This is a genomic window from Streptomyces sp. NPDC052036, from assembly GCF_040680495.1.
Taxonomy (GTDB): Bacteria; Actinomycetota; Actinomycetes; order Streptomycetales; family Streptomycetaceae; genus Streptomyces.
Window position 1 is genome coordinate 74,213 of the sequence record NZ_JBFAWW010000006.1, and the last position, 17,993, is coordinate 92,205.

A 17,993-nucleotide genomic window follows, 5' to 3' on the forward strand; every position below is an offset into this window, starting at 1 on the left:
GAGTGCGCGAGACGCCCGCGTGCCAGGGCATTCATGCCGTTTTGCCCTCCTATGGTGGGCCTGTGGCCCAGGACACCGCGCGACAGGTACCCGTCGCCCCGGCGACCCCCGCGCGGGGACTGCTGCCGCTGGTCCTCCCGGCGCTCGTCGTCGGGGTCGGAGCCAGTCTCCTCTACCTCGGCGTGAGCGGGCTCGCCACGCAGCTCCAGCACGCCCTGTGGGAGAACCTGCCCGACGCGCTGGGCGTCGGCCGCTACTCGGTGCTCTGGATGCTGGTCGTGCTCACCGCGACGGGCGTCCTGGTCGGCCTGGTCGTCTGGAAGGCACCGGGGCACGCGGGTCCCGATCCCGCGACCCTGGGGCTGGCCGGCACGGCCCCGCTGCCGTACCCCACCCTGCCGGGGCTGCTGCTGGCCGCTGCGCTGATGCTGGCCGGCGGTCCGAGTCTCGGTCCGGAGAACCCGATCCTGCTGACCAATGCCGCACTGGCCTTCCGGCTGGGCCGCAGGGCCGTGCCCCGGCTGCCGGGGGAGGCGTGGGCCGGGCTGGGCGAGGCGGCGACCATCGGCGCGCTGTTCGGCACGCCCTTCGCGGCCGCGCTGCTGCTCTCCGAGGCCCTGGCCGGGCGGCCGTTCAGGGGGCTGCTGTGGGACAACGTCTTCGGGCCGCTGGTCGCGGCCGCCGCGGGTGCGCTGACCACCACGCTGCTGGCCCGGCCGAGCTTCGACCTGGATCTGCCCGCGTTCGGCCGGCCCCGCTGGAGCGACCTGCTGAGCGCGATGACGGTGGCCTCCGCGGGCGCGCTGCTCGGGATGGCCGCCGTGTACGCCTTCCCGTACGTCCACGGCGTCTTCCGGCGGCTGCGGCATCCCATGGTGGCCCTTCCGATGGGCGGACTCGTGCTGGGGCTCCTCGGCGCCCTCGGCGGTCGGCTGACGCTCTTCAAGGGGCTCGACGAGGTGGCGGTGCTGGCCCGCGACCCCGGCGCCTGGCCGGCCGGGCAGTTCGCGACGCTGGCCGTGGTGAAGCTCGCAGCCCTGCTGGTCGCGGCGTCCTGCGGGTTCCGCGGCGGACGCATCTTCCCGTCCGTGTTCATCGGCGCCGCGCTCGGCCTGTGCGCGCACGCGCTCTTTCCGGCCGTGCATCCGTCGGTCGGTGTGGCCGCCGGGGTGCTCGGACTGCTCCTCGCCGTGACCCGGCACGGCTGGATGAGCCTGTTCACCGCCGCGGTGCTGGCGCCCTCCCCCGCGATGCCGGCGCTGCTCTGCATCGCGTCCCTGCCGGCCTGGCTCCTGGTCACGGGCCGCCCGCAGATGCAGCTCCGGGAGGACGGAACCGCGATCCGGTGAACGGTGCTTTCGCTTCCCTTCCTTTCCTTACGTTTCCTTTCCTTACGTTTCGGTCGGTGAACCGGCGGGGGTCGGGCACCGATGATGGGGCAGAGGCGAGGATCACCGGGGGACGAGGGCCGGAAGCGGGTGAACCGGCAGGCATCGCCCATCCGATGAATCAGAGTCCGAGCACGCCAGCGCATACGGCCGCACGACCGCACGACGCAGGACCGGAAACGCACGACCGTTACGCCACGACGGGAGACGAGACACCATGCCGCTGCACACGGGCCAGGGGAAACCCGAGGAGCGCCCCAGGTCGATGAACCCCTTCTACGGGGAGGCCAATCCGGTCGTCGAGATGACCGAGGCACCGCCCAAGCACCGGCTGCCCGAGGGCCCGATACTGCCCACGACCGCCTACCAGCTGGTCCACGACGAGTTGATGCTGGACGGCAACTCACGGCTGAACCTGGCGACTTTCGTCACCACCTGGATGGAACCCCAGGCAGGGCAGCTGATGTCCGAGTGCTGCGACAAGAACATGATCGACAAGGACGAGTACCCCCGCACGGCCGAGCTGGAGCGCCGCTGCGTGGCCATGCTCGCCCATCTGTGGAACGCGCCGGACCCGCAGTCCGCCGTGGGCTGTTCGACGACCGGTTCCAGCGAGGCGTGCATGCTCGCCGGGCTGGCTCTCAAGCGCCGCTGGGCCCAGCGCAACGCGGACCGCTACCCCTCCAAGGAGGCCCGCCCGAACCTGGTGATGGGGGTGAACGTCCAGGTCTGCTGGGAGAAGTTCTGCAACTTCTGGGAGGTCGAGGCGCGCCAGGTGCCCATGGAGGGCGACCGGTTCCATCTGGACCCGCAGGCCGCCGCCGAACTGTGCGACGAGAACACGATCGGCGTGGTCGGCATCCTCGGCTCCACGTTCGACGGCTCCTACGAGCCGATCGCCGAGCTGTGCGCGGCCCTGGACGAGCTCCAGGAGCGCACGGGCCTGGACATCCCCGTGCATGTGGACGGCGCCTCCGGGGGGATGATCGCGCCCTTCCTGGACGAGGACCTGGTGTGGGACTTCCGGCTGCCGAGGGTCGCGTCGATCAACACCTCCGGCCACAAGTACGGGCTGGTGTATCCGGGCGTGGGCTGGGCCCTGTGGCGCGACGCGGAGGCCCTTCCGGAGGAACTCGTCTTCCGGGTCAACTACCTGGGCGGCGACATGCCGACCTTCGCGCTCAACTTCTCCCGTCCGGGCGCCCAGGTCGTGGCCCAGTACTACACGTTCCTGAGGCTGGGCCGGGAAGGTTACCGAGCGGTCCAGCAGACGACACGGAACGTGGCGCGGGGGCTCGCCGAGCGGGTGGAGGCGCTGGGCGACTTCCGGCTCCTCACCCGCGGCGATCAGTTGCCCGTCTTCGCGTTCACGACCGCACAGGACGTGACGGCGTACGACGTCTTCGATGTCTCCCGGCGGCTGCGCCAGAACGGCTGGCTGGTGCCCGCGTACACCTTCCCGGCCAACCGCCAGGATCTGTCCGTGCTGCGGATCGTGTGCCGCAACGGCTTCTCCACGGACCTGTCCGACCTGTTCATCGAGGACCTGGCCCGGCTTCTGCCCGAGCTGCGGCGGCAACCGCATCCGCTGACGCGCGACAAGGAGGCCGCCACGGGCTTCCACCACTGACACCGCCGGACCGGGCCGCCCGCCGGGTCAGCCCTGGGGCGTGCCCCGCTCCAGGGCCACCAGCTCGAAGGCCGTTCTCCCGTCCAGCGACTCCCGGACGATGTCGGCGTGGCCTGCGTGCCGGGCCGTCTCACGGATCAGGTGGAGCATGAGCCACCGCATCGAGGCGCGCTCGTCCGGCGGGAACCAGGGGTCGTTGGGGAGCGGGAAGGTGTCGTCGAGGCTCGGCACCGAGCGGATGAACGCCTCCGTCTCGACGGCGACCTTCTCCGCGTACGCGAGCTGCGACTCGACCGTCTCGTCCGCCAGGAGCTCGAAGCTCTCGTGCCAGTTCGCCTCGGTCCGCCGCAGGGCCGGCGGTTCCTGCCGGGCCCGGGCGATCCAGCCCTGTTCGGTCTCGGTGACGTGCTTGAGCAGCCCGCCCAGGGACAACTGGCTCGCACTGGGGCGGGACCGCGCCTGCTCGTCCGTCAGCCCGAGCAGGGTCCGGCGGATACCGCCGCGTTGTTCCTCCAGGAAGGAGAGCAGTGCACCGCGTTCGTCGCCCCGCTCCTCCGCGCGTACATGCATGACCATGACCGGCCGCCTTTCCTCGGTTCTGGCGAGGTCTCCCTCTGCCCGACACCGACGACGCTAGGGGCCCTTGCGGTCGGCTTCTGTCCGCAAGGGCCCTACGGCGACATGATCTAGAAGATCCGGACCGGCAGGAGTGGAGAGCAACGGGGACGAACAGAGCGGACGAGCAGAGAGGCACGGAGAGAACTCGGCGGAGAGCTCAGAACGGGAACGCGCTCCGCCCGTGCTGCACCGAGATCCACTTCTGCGTGGTGAACGCGTCGATGGTGGTCTCGCCGTTGAGCCGGCCCATGCCCGAGTGCTTCTCGCCGCCGAAGGGGACGAGCGGCTCGTCGTGGACCGTGCCGTCGTTCACGTGGAACATGCCCGTGTCGATCTGCTTGGCGAAGGCCACACCGCGCTCGACGTCGGCCGTGTGGACGGCGCCGCTGAGGCCGTACGGGGTGTCGTTGACGAGGCGGACGGCCTCCTCCTCGCCGTCGAAGGGGATGAGGAGGGCGACCGGGCCGAAGATCTCCTGCCGGAGGATCGAGGAGTCGTCGGGGACGTCCGTCAGGACGGTCGGCTGCACCAGGTTGTCGGTGGTGGTGCCGTGCACGAGCGCCGTGGCGCCCTCCGCGATGGCCTGCTCCACGGCGCCGGAGATCGCGTCCGCCTGGGAGGAGTTGATGACCGGGCCGAGGAGGGTCTCCGGGTCACGCGGATCGCCGGCCTTGAGGGACTTCACCTTGGCGACGAACTTGTCGGTGAACTCGGCCTGGAGCGAGCGGTCCACCAGGATGCGGTTGGCGGCCATGCAGACCTGGCCCTGGTGCACGAAGCGGCTGAAGACGGCCGCGTCGACCGCGTAGTCGACATCCGCGTCGTTGAGGACCACCAGGGCGCTGTTGCCGCCGAGTTCGAGAACGGAGCGCTTGAAGAGCGACGCGCACACGGTGGCGACGTGCCGGCCGACCTTGTCGGAGCCGGTGAAGGAGATGACCTTCGGGATCGGGTGCTCGATGAAGGCGTCGCCAATCTCGGCTATGTCCGTGATGACGACGTTCAGCAGACCGCCCGGCAGCCCCGCTTCCTCGAAGATCTTCGCGATCAGGGAGCCGCCGACGACGGGGGTGTTCTGGTGCGGCTTGAGGACCACACCGTTGCCGAGGGCGAGCGCCGGGGCGACGGACTTGATCGCAAGCAGGAAGGGGAAGTTGAACGGGCTGATCACGCCGACCACGCCGACGGGCACGCGGTAGAGGCGGTTCTCCTTGCCGTCGATCGGGGACGGAAGGATCTTGCCTTCGGGGCGCAGCGCCAGCTGGATCGACTCCCGCAGGAACTCCTTGGCGAGGTGCAGCTCGAAGGCGGCCTTCAGCCGGGTGCCGCCCAGCTCGGCGATGATCAGGTCGGTGATCTCCGCCTCGCGGTCCTCGACGAGCCTGAGGGCCCTCTCGAACACCGCACGGCGGACGTAGGGGTTGGTGGCCGCCCACTGCTTCTGGGCGCCCTCGGCGGCCTTGTAGGCGTCGTCGACCTCGTCGACCGTGGCGATCGTGATCGACGCGAGCTTCTCACCGTCGTACGGATTGAAGTCGATGATGTCCCAGGAGCCTGTTCCCGGGCGCCACTCACCGCCGATGTACTGCTGAGCCAGATCGGTGAAGTAGGACGACATGTGAACCCTCAATCCCTCGCAGCCGAAGCAGACACCCGTTCACACACCCGCGATCGCGTCACGGCCTGATCACGCGTCATCGTACTTGTGCTTAAAGGGAGTTGTGGGGCCGCTGTGCATACTGCGGGAAGAGTCTCAGGAAAGCTGGAGCAACCCCCGCAGCACGTCGCGGCTTTCGTCCGGTCCGGGGCTGTCCTGCTGCAACTGCTTCATCGCGGTCTCGTACTGCAGCACGTCCTCGCGCTTGTCCAGATACAGGGCGCTGGTGAGCTGCTCCAGATAGACCACATCGGACAGATCGGACTCGGGGAAGCTGAGGATGGTGAAGGCGCCGCTCTCACCGGAGTGCCCGCCCAAGCTGAACGGCATGACCTGGAGACGGACGTTGGGCCGCTCCGAGATGTCGATCAGATGCTGCAGCTGGCCCCGCATCACCTCGCGGTCGCCGTAGGGGCGGCGCAGCGCGGCCTCGTCGAGAATGACGTGAAACTGCGGGGCGTTCTCCGAGACGAGGTACTTCTGCCGCTCCAGCCGCAGGGCCACACGCCGGTCGATGTCCGCCGCGCTCGCACCCTTCATGCCCCGGGCCACGACCGCGTGGGCGTACGCCTCGGTCTGCAGCAGGCCGTGCACGAACTGGACCTCGTAGGAACGGATCAGATGTGCCGCGCCCTCCAGGCCGACATAGGTGGGGAACCAGCTCGGCAGCACGTCCGAGTAGCTGTGCCACCAGCCGGCGACATTGGCTTCCTTCGCGAGGGAGAGCAGGGACGTCCGTTCGGCCTCGTCGGTGATCCCGTACAACGTCAACAGGTCCTCGACGTCACGTGTCTTGAAGCTCACCCGTCCCAACTCCATGCGGCTGATCTTCGACTCCGAGGCCCGGATCGAGTAGCCCGCCGCCTCTCTGGTGATGCCGCGCGCCTCTCGGAGGCGCCTGAGATGGGATCCCAGCAGAATGCGCCGCACCACCGACCCGCTCGAGTCCCCAGCGCTCACTTGTCAGCCTCCCCAACGTCCTTCAGATCGCGCAGTCTGCCACTAAAACACTTCGAGCAGTACTCGTGCGGTTACAGAAATGGAAAGCAGTCAAAGCTGAGACAGGGCAGAGATCAGGAAGGGCAAGCAAGCGGGAAGAAAGTGGCCGAAGAAATAAGCAGAAAGCAGTACAGGAACGGCCAACTCCGGCGCGTGCACGTGCATCTGCCCTTGCATCTGCCTGGCTCATCCGAAACCATGGTCCCGCGCCACCGCTGCATCGCACCGACCGCGAACACCCGGGAGTGCCTCGCATGGGGACGAATGGATCGACCATGCTCGAGCCCTTACGGCAGGGACTTCCGCCGCTCGACCTCGCGACCGTGTCCAGCGCAGCCTCCTGCGCTCTGCCGGCCCGCCTGGAAGCGGTCAGGGAAGCACGGCAGTTCACCCGCAGAACCCTGAGCCAGTGGGATGTGGGCGAGCACTTCGACGACGTCTGTCTCGTGGTCTCCGAACTCGTGACCAACGCACTGCGGCACGCCCTGCCCTCGCCCTCCGCGCACTCGTGCGACCAGCACCCTCCGGTGCGGCTGCACCTGATGCGCTGGACCACGCGCCTGGTGTGCGCCGTGCGCGACCCCAGTCACGACAGTCCGGTCGCGGGCGACTCCGAGGACTTCTCGGCCGAATCGGGCCGCGGGCTGTTCCTGGTCGACTCGTTCGCCGACAGCTGGGGCTGGCACCCACTGGCGGGCACACTGAACGGCAAGGTGGTCTGGGCCCTGTTCCGGCTGCCGTCCCCGTCGGCGTGCGCGGAGTGACGCCCCGCGGCGTTTTCTGAGGCGGCGGATCTACGCGTGTTACATCCTGCGGCGCGAGCGGCAACGCGCCGCAGGACGTACGCGGTCACGGTCCGGCCGGGACCGCCCGGACCGGTGGCGCACTTCCTCGGGTGCGGGGCACGCCCGAAGCACAGGAGCACACCCCGCACCCCGGACGCTCTACGCGCGTCGCACGGACGCCTACACGTGTTACCTCTTGCTCGCGCGTGTCACGCGATCAGATGGTCGAACTCGCCGTCCTTGATGCCGAGCAGCATCGCCTCGATCTCCGCGCGGGTGTAGACGAGCGCCGGTCCGTCGGGGAAGCGCGAGTTGCGCACCGCCACCCCTCCCCCCGGCAGTCGGGCGAACTCCACACATGACCCCTGAGAGTTGCTGTGCCTGCTCTTCTGCCAGGCCACTCCGTGCAGCTCCGTCGCAGCCATGCCGTTGTACACGTCATCCACGTCGCACACGTCGTGGTCCACAGGTCGCTCCCGGGTGGTGCATTGGCTGATATGGCCATCGATGCAGTGGTCAACTGCCCCGGATCATAACTCCGTTCACATGCAGGTGCATGGGCAGATGCACGTGCACGGGGGGTGTTCCTGTGATTACAGCTTTTACAGTCCCTTGACTACAGCGTGACGACTGTCTGACTACAGCTCGTCAAGCGTCTGCCCCAGAGCCCGCAACACATGCGACCTCCAGCCCCCGTCCATGATCTTCCGCGCCATCCGCTGTGCCGGATCGTCCGGATCGAACCCTTCATGCACTAGGAACAGACGCGTTCCGCGCCCTTCCTGTTCCACCGTCCATGTGATGGTCCAGTCCATGGGACGGGCGGGGTCGGCGTCGGCCCACCGGACGCGCAGCATCCGCTCGGGCTCGAAAGCGAGAACCCGCACGTCAGCCGTGCCGGAGAAGTCGGTGTTCGGCCGTGGGACCGAGGTCATCGTGTAGCGGTGACCGGCTTCGAGACGGAAGTTCTCCGCCCCGGGCATCAGCCACTGTGCGAGCAGCGCGGGTTCGGTGAGGGCGCCAGGGCGCGCCAGACCTTGGCCGGCGGATGCGGCAGGAACTGGTCGACGCGGATCGCCGGGTGCGGTGCTCATGGTCGGTCATCGTCGGGCATACGGTCGAGCAGTTCACCGAGGCCCTTCAGCCGCTCGCGCCAGAACCGCTCGTACGGGTGGAGCCAGTCCTGCACCTCGGCGAGCGGAGCCGCCTCCAGGCGGTAGATCCGCTGGCGTCCGGAGCGCTGCTCGGCGACGAGGCCGGCCTCCCGCAGCACCTTCAGATGCTCCGAGAGGCTGGGCCGGCGCATGGCGAAGTGGTCGGCCAGGGCCTGGACGGGCTGGGGTCCCTCGTCGCGCAGGAGGCGCAGCACCTCACGGCGCGTGGCGTTGGCGAGGGCGGCGAACACCCGGTCCTCGTCGGCCGCGCGGACGTCGGCAGCCGTACCCCCCGTACCCGTCCCGGTCATGGTGTGATCAGAAGCCTTCCTTCTCCGTGAGCAGCATCAGACCGTTGCCGTCGGGGTCCTGGAAGGAGGCCATCCGGCCCCAGGGGAGGTCGTCCGGGCCCTGCACGGAGACACCCGCCGCGGTCAGCCGTGCGCAGGCGGCGTCGACATCGGTCGTCACCAACATGATCCCCCGGGCCTCGCCGGGCCGGAACCGCCCACGTCCGGGCCGGAGAGCGTGAAGACGGTCTGCGCGCCCTCGGGCGCGACCTGGAGCCAGCGCCCCTGGGGCATCGCGCGATCGGCGGTGATCTCGAAGCCGAGGAGGTCCGTGTAGAAGCGCAGGGCGCGGTCCTGGTCGGAGACGGGGAGGGTGACGAAGGAGGCATGGGTGATGGTCATACGCGGCACAATAAGTAGGTGATTCCCTACGCGTCAAACGTAGGGGATGTCCTACGCATCGGTTCGCGCCGCCTTCACCTTCCGGCTCGACGCGGCCCCGCCCGCCCCTCCACCCGAGCCACCGGCCCCACCGACCCGACCCGCCTCGGATCGACCCGGCCTGGATCGACCCTGATCAACCCGCGTGAGCAAGCGCACGCCGGACATCTCCCGTGCGGGCACAAGTCCTCCTGGTAGCTTGCTGCGGCCGTTCCCGATCTCATCCGGCAACCTTGGGAGACTCCAGTGATGACGGCGATCCACGTCACCCGCCGGCAGGCCCGTGCCACGCTCGCGTCCGCGGGCCTTGCGGCCGCGCTCCTGCTGACCGGCTGCAGCAGCGGTTCCGGGGACGGCGGCTCAGGGGCCGACGACTCCTCGACGCCGAGCGCGGCCGGGTCCACGGCGGACACCGGTGGCTCCCCGAGCGCCAAGGCCGGGAAGCTGGAGGGCAGCTGGCTGGCCACGACCGGCGGCAAGGCCGTGGCCCTGGTGATCACGGGCAAGCAGGCCGCACTCTTCTCGACGGGCGGCACCGTGTGCAGCGGGACCGCGGGTGAGGAGGCGGGCATGCAGATGATCCACCTCAAGTGCACGGACGGCAGCAAGAACCGGGCGACCGGCATGGTCGACTCCGTGAACTCCGCGCACATGAAGGTCACGTGGGGGGGCGGCGTCGGCTCGGAGACCTACACGAAGGCCGAGGGCGGCAAGCTGCCGAGCGGGCTGCCGACGGCGAGCCTGGGCCAGTGACGCGCCGCCTGTCGCCGGGCACCTGATCCCACTCGTCGCCCCCGCGGTCTGCCCCCGCGCCGGTGACCCATGGGCGCGTGCCGGATCCGGAGCGCCCGGCGGTCGGCTCGTTCCACCGGCGTACGAGGTCCATCCGCCGGCGTACGGGAGGAATCTCCGGCACCGCATGAGGACACAGGCGGACACAAGGAGTGAACCTCCCCCCTCGCACCCCAGGGCGCATGCGGGATCCAGGGGGCGCGCAACGGGTCGCGGGCCGCCTGCGTGATGATCCTTGGACACCGTCACGAGCCCAGAGGACCTTCATGCGTACGATCCGCGTCCCCCTCGCCGTCACCGCGCTCGCCGCGGCCCTCACCCTGACCGCCTGCGACAGCAAGAGCGGCGACGACGGGGCGAAGGCCGCCGACTGCGCGGTCGCCGTCAAGGTCGGTCCCGGCAACGCCGCCACCTCCGCAGGCGACACGGGGAACGTCCCGGTCACCGTCACGAACCGCGGCAGCGACAAGTGCACCTTCCAGGGCTTCCCGGGCATCGAGATGAACGGCGACAGTTCCTCCTGGAGTGTCGCGAAGGAGAAGGACGCCAAGCCCGCCAAGGTGACGCTCCAGAAGGGCGAGGCGGCGACCTTCACCATCACCTACGTCCGCGGGGACGGCGGCTCGCTCAGCGCGCCGGCAAGGACCGTGAAGATCACCATCCCGGGCGCCGGCGCCGCGAAGAGCTACCCGTGGTCGTACGGCGAGGTGGCGCTGAAGACCCCGGACACCCCCGACGCCTCGGTGAGCCCGATCCAGATCGCCGGCGACTGACCGGAGCGAAGGGCCGCGCGCGTCCAGCGTCCAGCGGGAGGCACGCTCAGGGAAGCCGGGGCCGCTCCCCGGACCGGGGTCGTTCCGCGACCCGGGCCCGGTCGGCGGCCGCGGTCCCCTGCTCCCAGCCGGCCGCGTCGTCGACCCCGCGCAGCCGGGTGGTGACCGTGTCCGGGAACATCCGCTCCATGTGGTCCACGACGGCCATGTCCCGGGCCGCCAGCACCGGCAGCAGATCCCCCTCGGACCCGGCCACCTGAGCCTCGGCGGCGGCCCGGAGCCGGTCGCCGATGCGGTGTGCGTAGGCGGCCAGGAACGACTGCCGGAACGTCTTCGTACGCTTCCGGCCGCCCTTGCGCTGCGCCGCCTCCGCCTTCGTCATGGCGGCGGTGGCCTGCACGAGCAGCGATGTGTAGAGGAGCTCGACGGCCTCCAGGTCGGGCTCGAAACCGATGACCGCGGAGAAACCGAAGGGCTCGTGCCACACGGCCCGGCAGCGGTTCGCGGTCGCCACCGCGTCCAGGAGCACCGCCTTGGCCGTCTCGTACGGCGGGTCCACGCCTATGCGGCAGGCGCCCGGCGCGTCCTTGGTGTGCGCCCGGGCGGCGAGCAGCGCCTCGTCGATGCTGTGCCGGGCCATCAGCTCCTGCGCCTTGGCGCTGAGCGCCTCCGCCTCCTCCGGGTAACCGGTCGCCTCCGCCTTCGCGAGCAGCGCGCGGATACGGGTGAGCATCCGGGACTCCGGCTGCTGCGGGCCGGCGGCACGCCCGGGCACGTCGAGCGGTTCGAGCGCGGGGAGGCGGAGCAGTAGGCGGTACAGCTCCAGCACGGCGGTGGCGTACGAGAAACGGTCGGGGACGCGCGGAGGTTCCGGGTCCAGTTCCTGGAGCTGGGCGGTCCAGCGCGGTTCGGGGGACGGCCGCTGTCCGGCTTCCTTGAGGATCAGCGCCGACACCAGGCGTACATGCAGATCGTCCAGTTCGCGCCGCACCATGCGGACGACGTCGGCGGGCTGCCAGCCGCGCCTCCAGGCAGCGCCGACGAACTGCTCGCCGCGCAGGGCCAGTTCGCCGTCGGCCGCCGGATCGGCGGCGAGCAGCGAGGCGCCGGTGTCCAGGGTCGCGTCGGCGTCGTCATAGAGGGCGGCGCGGAAGGCGCGGTCCACGGTGGTCGTCGTACTCACGCGTTCGATCGTGACATGGCCGCCGCTCGAACCCGTCCCGGGCATCCTGCCCGCCCTGCGATCGTCGGCCGCCGACCATCGACCGTCGATTGTCAACTTCGGGTTGACAGTCCCCGGGTGTCAACTTACGGTTGACACATGACGGCCAAGCCTCAGACCACAGCGAATCTGCGTCTCGACGACCTCATCGAAGCCATCAAGAACGTGCACACCGACGCCTTGGAGCAACTCCAGGACGCGGTACTCGCCGCGGAGCACCTCGGCGACGTGGCCGACCATCTGATCGGCCATTTCGTGGACCAGGCCCGGCGTTCGGGAGCGTCCTGGACCGACATCGGCAAGAGCATGGGCGTGACCCGGCAGGCGGCCCAGAAGCGCTTCGTCCCCAAGGAGTCGGCCGACCTCGACCTCAGCCAGGGGTTCAGCCGCTACACGCCACGCGCGCGGAACGTGGTCGTGGCCGCGCACAACGCGGCGAAGCAGACGGGCAACGCCGAGACCGTGCCCGAGCACCTCGTCCTCGGCCTGCTCGCCGAACCGGACGGGCTCGGCGCCAAGGCCATCGTCGCGGGCGGGGTCTCCCTGGACGCGGTGCGCGAGGCGGCGACCTCGGCACTGCCGCCCCGCGCCGAGGAGGCCCCGGAACTCGTGCCGTATGCCCCCGCCGCCAAGAAAGCCCTCGAACTCACCTTCCGCGAGGCTCTCCGCCTGGGCCACAACTACGTCGGCACCGAGCACATCCTCCTCGCGCTCCTCGAACTGGAGAACGGCGAGGGCCTGCTGTCCGGCCTCGGTCTCGACAAGACGACGACCGAGGGACACCTCGCGAAGGCGTTGGAGGAGATCAGCAGGACCCTCGGACACACGGCCGCCGGACAGGAGGCTCCCGGACAAGGGGCCCCCGGACAGGAAGCCGCCGGCCAGGAGGACTGAGCCGCCCGGAAGGACCGAGCCGGCCAGGAGGACCGAGTCGTCCCGGAGGGACTGGGCCGGCCGGGACGGCACGTCCGGCCCGTTGTCAGACCCCCCTGTCAGACTCGCAGACATGACCGGGCGCTGGGCTCTCGCTCCGGCCGAGGACGGTGGCGTGGAGGTCGCCGCCCTCGGCCCGGACGGCCTGCCCTCCGGGCCCGTGGTCAGGGAGGGGGATCTCGCCGCGGCCGTGCGGTCACGGCCCGAGGTCACCCGATGGGTGTGGCGGTCCACCGCCGAGGTCCAGTCCCGTCTGCTCGCCACGGGGGTGCGAGTCGACCGGTGCTACGACATCGAGGCCGCCGAGACCCTCCTCCTCGGCCACGAGGGCCGCCTCGGCGAGCCCCGGTCGGCCGCCGCCGCGCTGGCCCGGCTGCGCGGCGGCCCCGTGCCCCCGGATCCCCCGCCACGCTCCGCCGAGCCCGGCTCGCAGTCCTCCTTGTTCGAGCCGCGCCCCGTCCGCGTCCCGCTGAACGACCTCGTCGAGGTGTACGCGGACCAGCAGCGCCGGCACGACGCCGCCACGCACCCCGACCGCATGCGGCTGCTCACCGCCGTGGAGTCGGCCGGGATGCTCGTGGCCTCCGAGATGAACCGGTCCGGGCTGCCCTGGAGCGCCGACGTCCACCGCGAGGTGCTCCACGAACTGCTCGGCGAGCGGTACGCGGGCGGCGGTGAACCCCGGCGGCTGGCCGAGCTGGCCGACGAGGTGTCGGCCGCCTTCGGCCGCCGGGTCAGACCCGATCTGCCCGCCGATGTCGTCAAGGCGTTCGCACAGGCCGGGATCCGGGTGCGGTCCACCCGCCGCTGGGAGATCGAGTCCGTCGACCACCCCGCCGTGAAGCCCCTTCTGGAGTACAAGCGGCTGTACCGGATCTGGGTCGCCCACGGCTGGTCCTGGCTCCAGGACTGGGTGCGCGACGGCCGCTTCCGCCCGGAGTATCTGCCGGGCGGCACGGTCACCGGCCGCTGGGTCACCAACGGCGGCGGCGCCCTCCAGATCCCCAAGGTCATCCGGCGCGCCGTCGTCGCCGACCCGGGCTGGCGGCTGGTCGTGGCCGACGCCGCCCAGATGGAGCCGCGGGTCCTGGCCGCGATCTCGCGCGACCCGGCGTTCATGGAGGTGGCCGGCCGCGAGGCCGACCTCTACCAGTCGGTGTCGGACCGCGCGTTCTCCGGCGACCGTGACCAGGCCAAGATCGCGGTCCTCGGCGCGATCTACGGCCAGACGTCCGGCGACGGCCTGAAGAACCTCGCCGCCCTGCGCCGCCGCTTCCCCACAGCCGTCGCGTACGTGGACGACGCGGCGCGCGCGGGCGAGGAGGGCCGGCTCGTACGGACCTGGCTCGGGCGCACGTCCCCGCCGGCGGCCGGCGCCTCGGAGGACGCCACGGAGGAAGCGGGCATCCCGCAGGAGGACAGCCCGGAGGACACGGCGGGCGGGCCCCAGCAGTGGATGCCGGGGTACGCCTCGACGAACTCCCGCGCCCGCGGCCGCTTCGCGCGCAACTTCGTGGTGCAGGGCAGCGCCGCCGACTGGGCCCTGGTGATGCTCGCCGCCCTGCGCCGCTCCTGCGCGGGCCTCGCCGCCGAGCTGGTGTTCTTCCAGCACGACGAGGTGATCGTGCACTGCCCGGCCGAGGAGGCGGACACGGTGGCGGCCGCGATCCAGGAGGCCTCGGACCTGGCGATGCGGCTGACGTTCGGCGAGACACCGGTCCGTGTTCCGTTCACCACGGCGGTCGTGCAGTGCTATGCGGACGCCAAGTGAGAGACCGGGACGGGCGGGAAGCGGGCGCGTAGGCGCGGGAAGCGAGGGCGCGTAAGCGGTGGAGGTGCGGGCGCGCAGGCACTCGGCGGGCGGGCTGTCCAGGTCACCCCTCCGCCAGTCGTTCCCGCAGTTCCCCCACCACCGGGCTGTCCGTGCCGTCCAGCGCGGCAAGGGCGGCCGTCCACTGCCGACGGGCCTCCTCGACCTCGCCGTCCGCGAGGTGGAGCAGACCCCGCTGATGACGGGCGAGACCTCCGGCGTAGCAGTCGCCCCGGCGGCCGGCGAGCGTCAGCAGCGCGTCGCACTCCCGCGAGGCCCGTTCCAGGTCGCCCCGCTCCCGAAGCGCCCGCACCAGCCCGAGCCTGGTCTGCGACTCGCCCTGCCAGTGTCCATGGCCGCCGAGAATGCGCAGACTCTCCTCGAAGTGCGGTACGGCGGCCTCCGGTTCACCGAGCATGAGATGGTCGAAACCGATGTTGCAGTGCGCGGTGTGACGGACGACGACATGGCCCATCCTCTCGCCGATCTCCAGGCTCCGGCGGTGGTGGCCGACGGCCGCCCTCGGGTCCGTGTGCGCGTAGAGGTTGCCGAGGTTGCTGTAGGTGATGGCCTCCTGCATCGGGTCGTTCAGGACCCGTGTGTACTCCAGGCACTGCCGCAGCGTCTCACCGGTCTCCTCGTAGCGGCCGAGCGGCTCCAGGAGCACCGCGCGCCTGTTGAGCCCCCGGAGCAGACAGGAGAGACGGCCGAGGCACCGCCAGATCGCCAGCGCCTCGTCGAGCTGGGCGAGCGCGTCGTTGCCGCGGCCCTTCAGACAGTTGACCCCGGCGAGGTCGAACAGCGCGAACGCCTCCGCGGGCGCGTCACCGAGCCGGCGCACCCCCTGCAGGGCGGCACGGGCGAGCACCTCCAGCTCGGCGACGGGGCCGCGGCTCTGGAGATGGGGAGCGATCAGGCGGACGAGCAGCGGGACATGGGCGGAGGTGTTCGCATGGCGTTCCACCAGGGCGACCATGTTGTCCAGTTCGAGGACGATCCAGTCGGCGGCGGCCCGGGCCGAGCCGAAGACGGGCGCAGCCGCCAGGTCCGCGGCATACGTCCCCGGCTGCGACGGGGTCGCCCGGAGCCGGTCCTCGCGCTCGACACCGGGGTCGGCGGTGGCTTCGTAGGCACGGGTGGCCATGGCGGTGTACCAGCGGAGGGCGGCTTCCGCGGGACAGTCATCGGCGGGACCCCTGGCGGGGTGGGGCGCGGGAGCCGGGGCGGGGCGGTCCCCGGGGTCCGGGGCGTCCTGGCGTCGGTCCGTGGTCTGTTCGTTCACCGCGGTCTCGCGGGCGTAGTCCCGGACGAGGTCGTGCGGCGCGTACCGCCCGTACGCCGTCTCCTCCAGAAGCGCGACATCGACGAGTCGGTCGAGGGCGGCCTCGGCACGGCGCTCGTCCGTCCCGAGAAGGCGTGCGAGCAGGGCCGCCCCGTAGGCGGGCAGGTCCATCGCGCCGATACGGCCGAGGGCACGCGCCGCGTCCCGGTCGGCCTCGCGGTCCGAGGCCCGTAGGGCGTCATGGGCCACGGCGAGTGATCTGCGCACGCTCAGGTCGTCGTACTCCAGGTGGTGCAGGCGCCCCTCGGTGGCGGCCAGTTGACCGGCCAGGACGTCCGGGGCGAGCGCGCGGCGGGCGGCGAGCCGGGCGGCGATGACGCGCAGGGCGAGCGGCAGCCGCCCCGCCAGTTCGACGAGCGGATGCGCGGCGTCGAGCCCGTCCCTGCCGGAGACCGCGCGGAGCAGGGCGGCACTGTCCTCGTCGGAGAGGGGGGCGAGCGGAACCCGGTGGGCGCCGTCGAGAGCGGTGAGCGGAGAACGGCTCGTCACGATCACCGCGCAGCCGGGTCCGCCGGGCAACAGCGGTCTCACCTGGGCGGCGTTCGCGGCGTCGTCCAGCACCATCAGCGTGCGGGTGGGGGCGAGCAGGGAACGCAGCAGCGCGGCCGCCGCGTCCGGGTGTGCGGGGATACGGCGGGGTTCCGCGCCGAGGTCGCGCAGCAGTGCGGTGAGCGCCTGCTCGGGGGTGAGCGGGGTCATGCCGGGCGTGGCGCCGTGCAGATTGATGTAGAGCTGGCCATCAACGAAACGTTTCCGCAGCCCGTGCGCCACATGCAGCGCGAGCGCGCTCTTACCGACCCCGGCCATACCGCTGAGCACGGCGACACGAGGGGTGTCGCGTTCGGCACCGAGGAAGCAGTGCAGTTCGCCGCGGTCGCCATCGCGGCCGGTGAAGTGGGCGGGCGCGGGCGGGAGTTGGGCGGGCCGGGGCACGGCGGGTGGGCTCGGGGCACCGACTTCGACGTCGGGAGCGGCCTCGGGCGCGATCTGGTCGCCGCCGCCGTCGGCCTCCCTACGGCCGGCATCCGTACCCCCGACGTGAGTACCGACGATGTCCGTACCGCCGGCCTCCCCACCGCCGGTGTCCCCGTGCGCGCCCCGCGCGCCCCCGGCGGGCCCCGGGCCGACGCTCCTCTGCCGGGATCCGGGCACGCCCGGTCCGTCGTCCCGGAGAATCTCCAGATGGGCCTCGCGCACCGCGCCGCCGGGCTCGACCCCGAGTTCCTCGATGAGCCGTTCACGCAGATCACGGTGGACGGCCAGAGCCTCGGCCGAACGGCCGGTGCGGTGCAGTACGAGCATGAGCAGCCGGTGGAAGCCCTCCCGCAACGGGTGCTCGGCCACCAGCGCTGCCAGCTCCGGCGCGAGGCCGCCGAGCCGGGCACCGCCGAGGTGCAGCTCGGCGTCGTACCGCCACTCCAGGAGCAGCAGCCGTGCCTCCTCCAGGCGCTGCACCAGCGCATACCCGCCGGTCTCGGAAGACAGTCCGCTCAGCGGGGCTCCGCGCCACAGCGCGAGCGCGGCGGACGCCTCGCCGACGGTGCGCTCCCAGTCGCGACCGGTGTGCGCGGCGCGGGCAGCGGCAACGTTCCCCTCGAAGACACGGACGTCCAGCTCGCCCTCGTCGACCCGTAGGAGATAACCGGGGGGCACGGCGCGCAGCCGCTCGGGGCCGTCCTCGCCGAGGAGGCGACGCAGCCGGGTGACGTGGTTCTGCAGGGACGCCTGCGCGGAGGCCGGCGGGGCGCCGCCCCAGAGGGCGTCCTTGAGCGCGTCGACCGAGACGACCCGGCCCGGCTCCAGCAACAGCGCGACCAGCAGGGCACGCATCTTTCCGCTGCCGATGGGATGGTTCTCGCCGTCGGTGTCGTACACGACGGGCGGACCCAGCAGCCCGAACCGCAGCCCGTACCGCATAGCCGCCCCGATGCCCTTCCGTACGGCCCGACGGCCGTCCCTCATTTCACCGTGCGGCACGACGGCCGCTCACCGCTCTGCCACGCGGCACAGCCGCCTCGTTGCGCCGCGGACTTCGCATCCGCGTGCGGCGAGTTCCGACCGTCCGGCCCACGAGCCCTCCGGGGTACCGGCCAGCTCACGGCTCCTTTCAGAACCATTGGCCCCATGTTAGCGATCTGTTGGCGTGGCCTGATGTGATC

At 71.2% G+C, this 17,993-nt stretch carries 14 protein-coding genes and 2 pseudogenes; 7 read left to right on the forward strand and 9 right to left on the reverse strand.

Annotated features, from left to right (window positions below; all coding sequences use genetic code 11):
* Positions 1–62 precede the first annotated feature (62 nt).
* Both AB0L95_RS11595 and AB0L95_RS11600 read left to right on the forward strand, forming a co-directional pair.
* Entirely contained in the window at positions 63–1,349 is a 1,287-nt protein-coding gene (locus tag AB0L95_RS11595) for an ion channel protein (RefSeq protein WP_365160611.1), read from the forward strand.
* Positions 1,350–1,605: 256 nt separating this feature from the next.
* The gene (locus AB0L95_RS11600; protein WP_365160614.1) at positions 1,606–3,018 is read left to right on the forward strand and encodes a glutamate decarboxylase; all 1,413 of its coding nucleotides are present in this window, start codon (positions 1,606–1,608) and stop codon (positions 3,016–3,018) included.
* A 27-nt stretch (positions 3,019–3,045) separates the two neighbouring features.
* Here the strand turns inward: AB0L95_RS11600 and AB0L95_RS11605 are convergent, their stop codons facing one another.
* The 3 genes from AB0L95_RS11605 to AB0L95_RS11615 all read right to left on the reverse strand — a co-directional run bounded on the left by AB0L95_RS11605 (position 3,046) and on the right by AB0L95_RS11615 (position 6,226).
* Positions 3,046–3,594: a DinB family protein gene (locus tag AB0L95_RS11605; protein ID WP_365160616.1), complete on the reverse strand. Its 549-nt coding sequence runs from the start codon at positions 3,592–3,594 to the stop codon at positions 3,046–3,048.
* Between the two features lie 199 nt (positions 3,595–3,793).
* Positions 3,794–5,254 carry an aldehyde dehydrogenase family protein gene (locus tag AB0L95_RS11610; RefSeq protein ID WP_365160619.1) on the reverse strand — a complete coding sequence of 487 codons (1,461 nt, stop codon included), beginning with the start codon at positions 5,252–5,254 and terminating at the stop codon, positions 3,794–3,796.
* Positions 5,255–5,389: 135 nt separating this feature from the next.
* The gene (locus tag AB0L95_RS11615) at positions 5,390–6,226 is read right to left on the reverse strand and encodes a helix-turn-helix transcriptional regulator (protein ID WP_365161008.1); all 837 of its coding nucleotides are present in this window, start codon (positions 6,224–6,226) and stop codon (positions 5,390–5,392) included.
* A gap of 341 nt (positions 6,227–6,567) precedes the next feature.
* Between AB0L95_RS11615 and AB0L95_RS11620 the strand changes: the two genes are divergently transcribed.
* A complete protein-coding gene (locus tag AB0L95_RS11620; RefSeq protein ID WP_365160622.1) occupies positions 6,568–7,056 on the forward strand; it encodes an ATP-binding protein in 489 nt (162 codons plus the stop codon).
* Positions 7,057–7,286: 230 nt separating this feature from the next.
* On the opposite strand, the gene AB0L95_RS11625 is transcribed toward AB0L95_RS11620, so the two are convergent.
* The 4 genes and pseudogenes from AB0L95_RS11625 to AB0L95_RS11640 form a co-directional block, all read right to left on the reverse strand.
* Positions 7,287–7,544, reverse strand: a complete 258-nt coding sequence (locus AB0L95_RS11625; RefSeq protein ID WP_365160625.1) for a DUF397 domain-containing protein — start codon at positions 7,542–7,544, stop codon at positions 7,287–7,289.
* Between the two features lie 171 nt (positions 7,545–7,715).
* Positions 7,716–8,152 (reverse strand): annotated as a pseudogene (locus AB0L95_RS11630) (SRPBCC domain-containing protein).
* A 15-nt stretch (positions 8,153–8,167) separates the two neighbouring features.
* Positions 8,168–8,542, reverse strand: a complete 375-nt coding sequence (locus tag AB0L95_RS11635; RefSeq protein WP_365160628.1) for a metalloregulator ArsR/SmtB family transcription factor — start codon at positions 8,540–8,542, stop codon at positions 8,168–8,170.
* Between the two features lie 7 nt (positions 8,543–8,549).
* A pseudogene (locus tag AB0L95_RS11640) lies at positions 8,550–8,923 on the reverse strand (VOC family protein).
* A gap of 288 nt (positions 8,924–9,211) precedes the next feature.
* Here AB0L95_RS11640 and AB0L95_RS11645 point away from each other — a divergent pair.
* The gene (locus AB0L95_RS11645) at positions 9,212–9,715 is read left to right on the forward strand and encodes a hypothetical protein (RefSeq protein ID WP_365160631.1); all 504 of its coding nucleotides are present in this window, start codon (positions 9,212–9,214) and stop codon (positions 9,713–9,715) included.
* Positions 9,716–10,020: 305 nt separating this feature from the next.
* Positions 10,021–10,527: a DUF4232 domain-containing protein gene (locus tag AB0L95_RS11650; RefSeq protein ID WP_365160634.1), complete on the forward strand. Its 507-nt coding sequence runs from the start codon at positions 10,021–10,023 to the stop codon at positions 10,525–10,527.
* A 46-nt stretch (positions 10,528–10,573) separates the two neighbouring features.
* Here AB0L95_RS11650 and AB0L95_RS11655 read toward each other — a convergent pair whose 3' ends face one another.
* Positions 10,574–11,755 carry a DUF2786 domain-containing protein gene (locus tag AB0L95_RS11655; RefSeq protein WP_365160637.1) on the reverse strand — a complete coding sequence of 394 codons (1,182 nt, stop codon included), beginning with the start codon at positions 11,753–11,755 and terminating at the stop codon, positions 10,574–10,576.
* Positions 11,756–11,848: 93 nt separating this feature from the next.
* Here AB0L95_RS11655 and AB0L95_RS11660 point away from each other — a divergent pair, with 93 nt between their 5' ends.
* Together AB0L95_RS11660 and AB0L95_RS11665 are read left to right on the forward strand one after the other, a co-directional pair.
* On the forward strand, positions 11,849–12,643 hold the full coding sequence (locus tag AB0L95_RS11660) for a Clp protease N-terminal domain-containing protein (RefSeq protein ID WP_365160640.1): 795 nt from the start codon (positions 11,849–11,851) through the stop codon (positions 12,641–12,643).
* Positions 12,644–12,755: 112 nt separating this feature from the next.
* Positions 12,756–14,453 carry a bifunctional 3'-5' exonuclease/DNA polymerase gene (locus tag AB0L95_RS11665; RefSeq protein WP_365160643.1) on the forward strand — a complete coding sequence of 566 codons (1,698 nt, stop codon included), beginning with the start codon at positions 12,756–12,758 and terminating at the stop codon, positions 14,451–14,453.
* A gap of 103 nt (positions 14,454–14,556) precedes the next feature.
* Here the strand turns inward: AB0L95_RS11665 and AB0L95_RS11670 are convergent, their stop codons facing one another.
* A complete protein-coding gene (locus tag AB0L95_RS11670) occupies positions 14,557–17,751 on the reverse strand; it encodes a BTAD domain-containing putative transcriptional regulator (RefSeq protein WP_365161010.1) in 3,195 nt (1,064 codons plus the stop codon).
* Between the last annotated feature and the right edge of the window lie 242 nt (positions 17,752–17,993).

Excerpts from the sequence above, each read along its gene's own strand:
- AB0L95_RS11670 (WP_365161010.1), bottom strand. The coding sequence starts at position 17,751 with ATGCGGTACGGGCTGCGGTTCGGGCTGCTGGGTCCGCCCGTCGTGTAC.
- AB0L95_RS11635 (WP_365160628.1), bottom strand. The coding sequence starts at position 8,542 with ATGACCGGGACGGGTACGGGGGGTACGGCTGCCGACGTCCGCGCGGCC.
- AB0L95_RS11660 (WP_365160640.1), top strand. The coding sequence starts at position 11,849 with ATGACGGCCAAGCCTCAGACCACAGCGAATCTGCGTCTCGACGACCTC.
- AB0L95_RS11655 (WP_365160637.1), bottom strand. The coding sequence starts at position 11,755 with ATGCCCGGGACGGGTTCGAGCGGCGGCCATGTCACGATCGAACGCGTG.
- AB0L95_RS11610 (WP_365160619.1), bottom strand. The coding sequence starts at position 5,254 with ATGTCGTCCTACTTCACCGATCTGGCTCAGCAGTACATCGGCGGTGAG.
- AB0L95_RS11605 (WP_365160616.1), bottom strand. The coding sequence starts at position 3,594 with ATGGTCATGCATGTACGCGCGGAGGAGCGGGGCGACGAACGCGGTGCA.
- AB0L95_RS11600 (WP_365160614.1), top strand. The coding sequence starts at position 1,606 with ATGCCGCTGCACACGGGCCAGGGGAAACCCGAGGAGCGCCCCAGGTCG.
- AB0L95_RS11650 (WP_365160634.1), top strand. The coding sequence starts at position 10,021 with ATGCGTACGATCCGCGTCCCCCTCGCCGTCACCGCGCTCGCCGCGGCC.
- AB0L95_RS11645 (WP_365160631.1), top strand. The coding sequence starts at position 9,212 with ATGACGGCGATCCACGTCACCCGCCGGCAGGCCCGTGCCACGCTCGCG.
- AB0L95_RS11620 (WP_365160622.1), top strand. The coding sequence starts at position 6,568 with ATGCTCGAGCCCTTACGGCAGGGACTTCCGCCGCTCGACCTCGCGACC.
- AB0L95_RS11665 (WP_365160643.1), top strand. The coding sequence starts at position 12,756 with ATGACCGGGCGCTGGGCTCTCGCTCCGGCCGAGGACGGTGGCGTGGAG.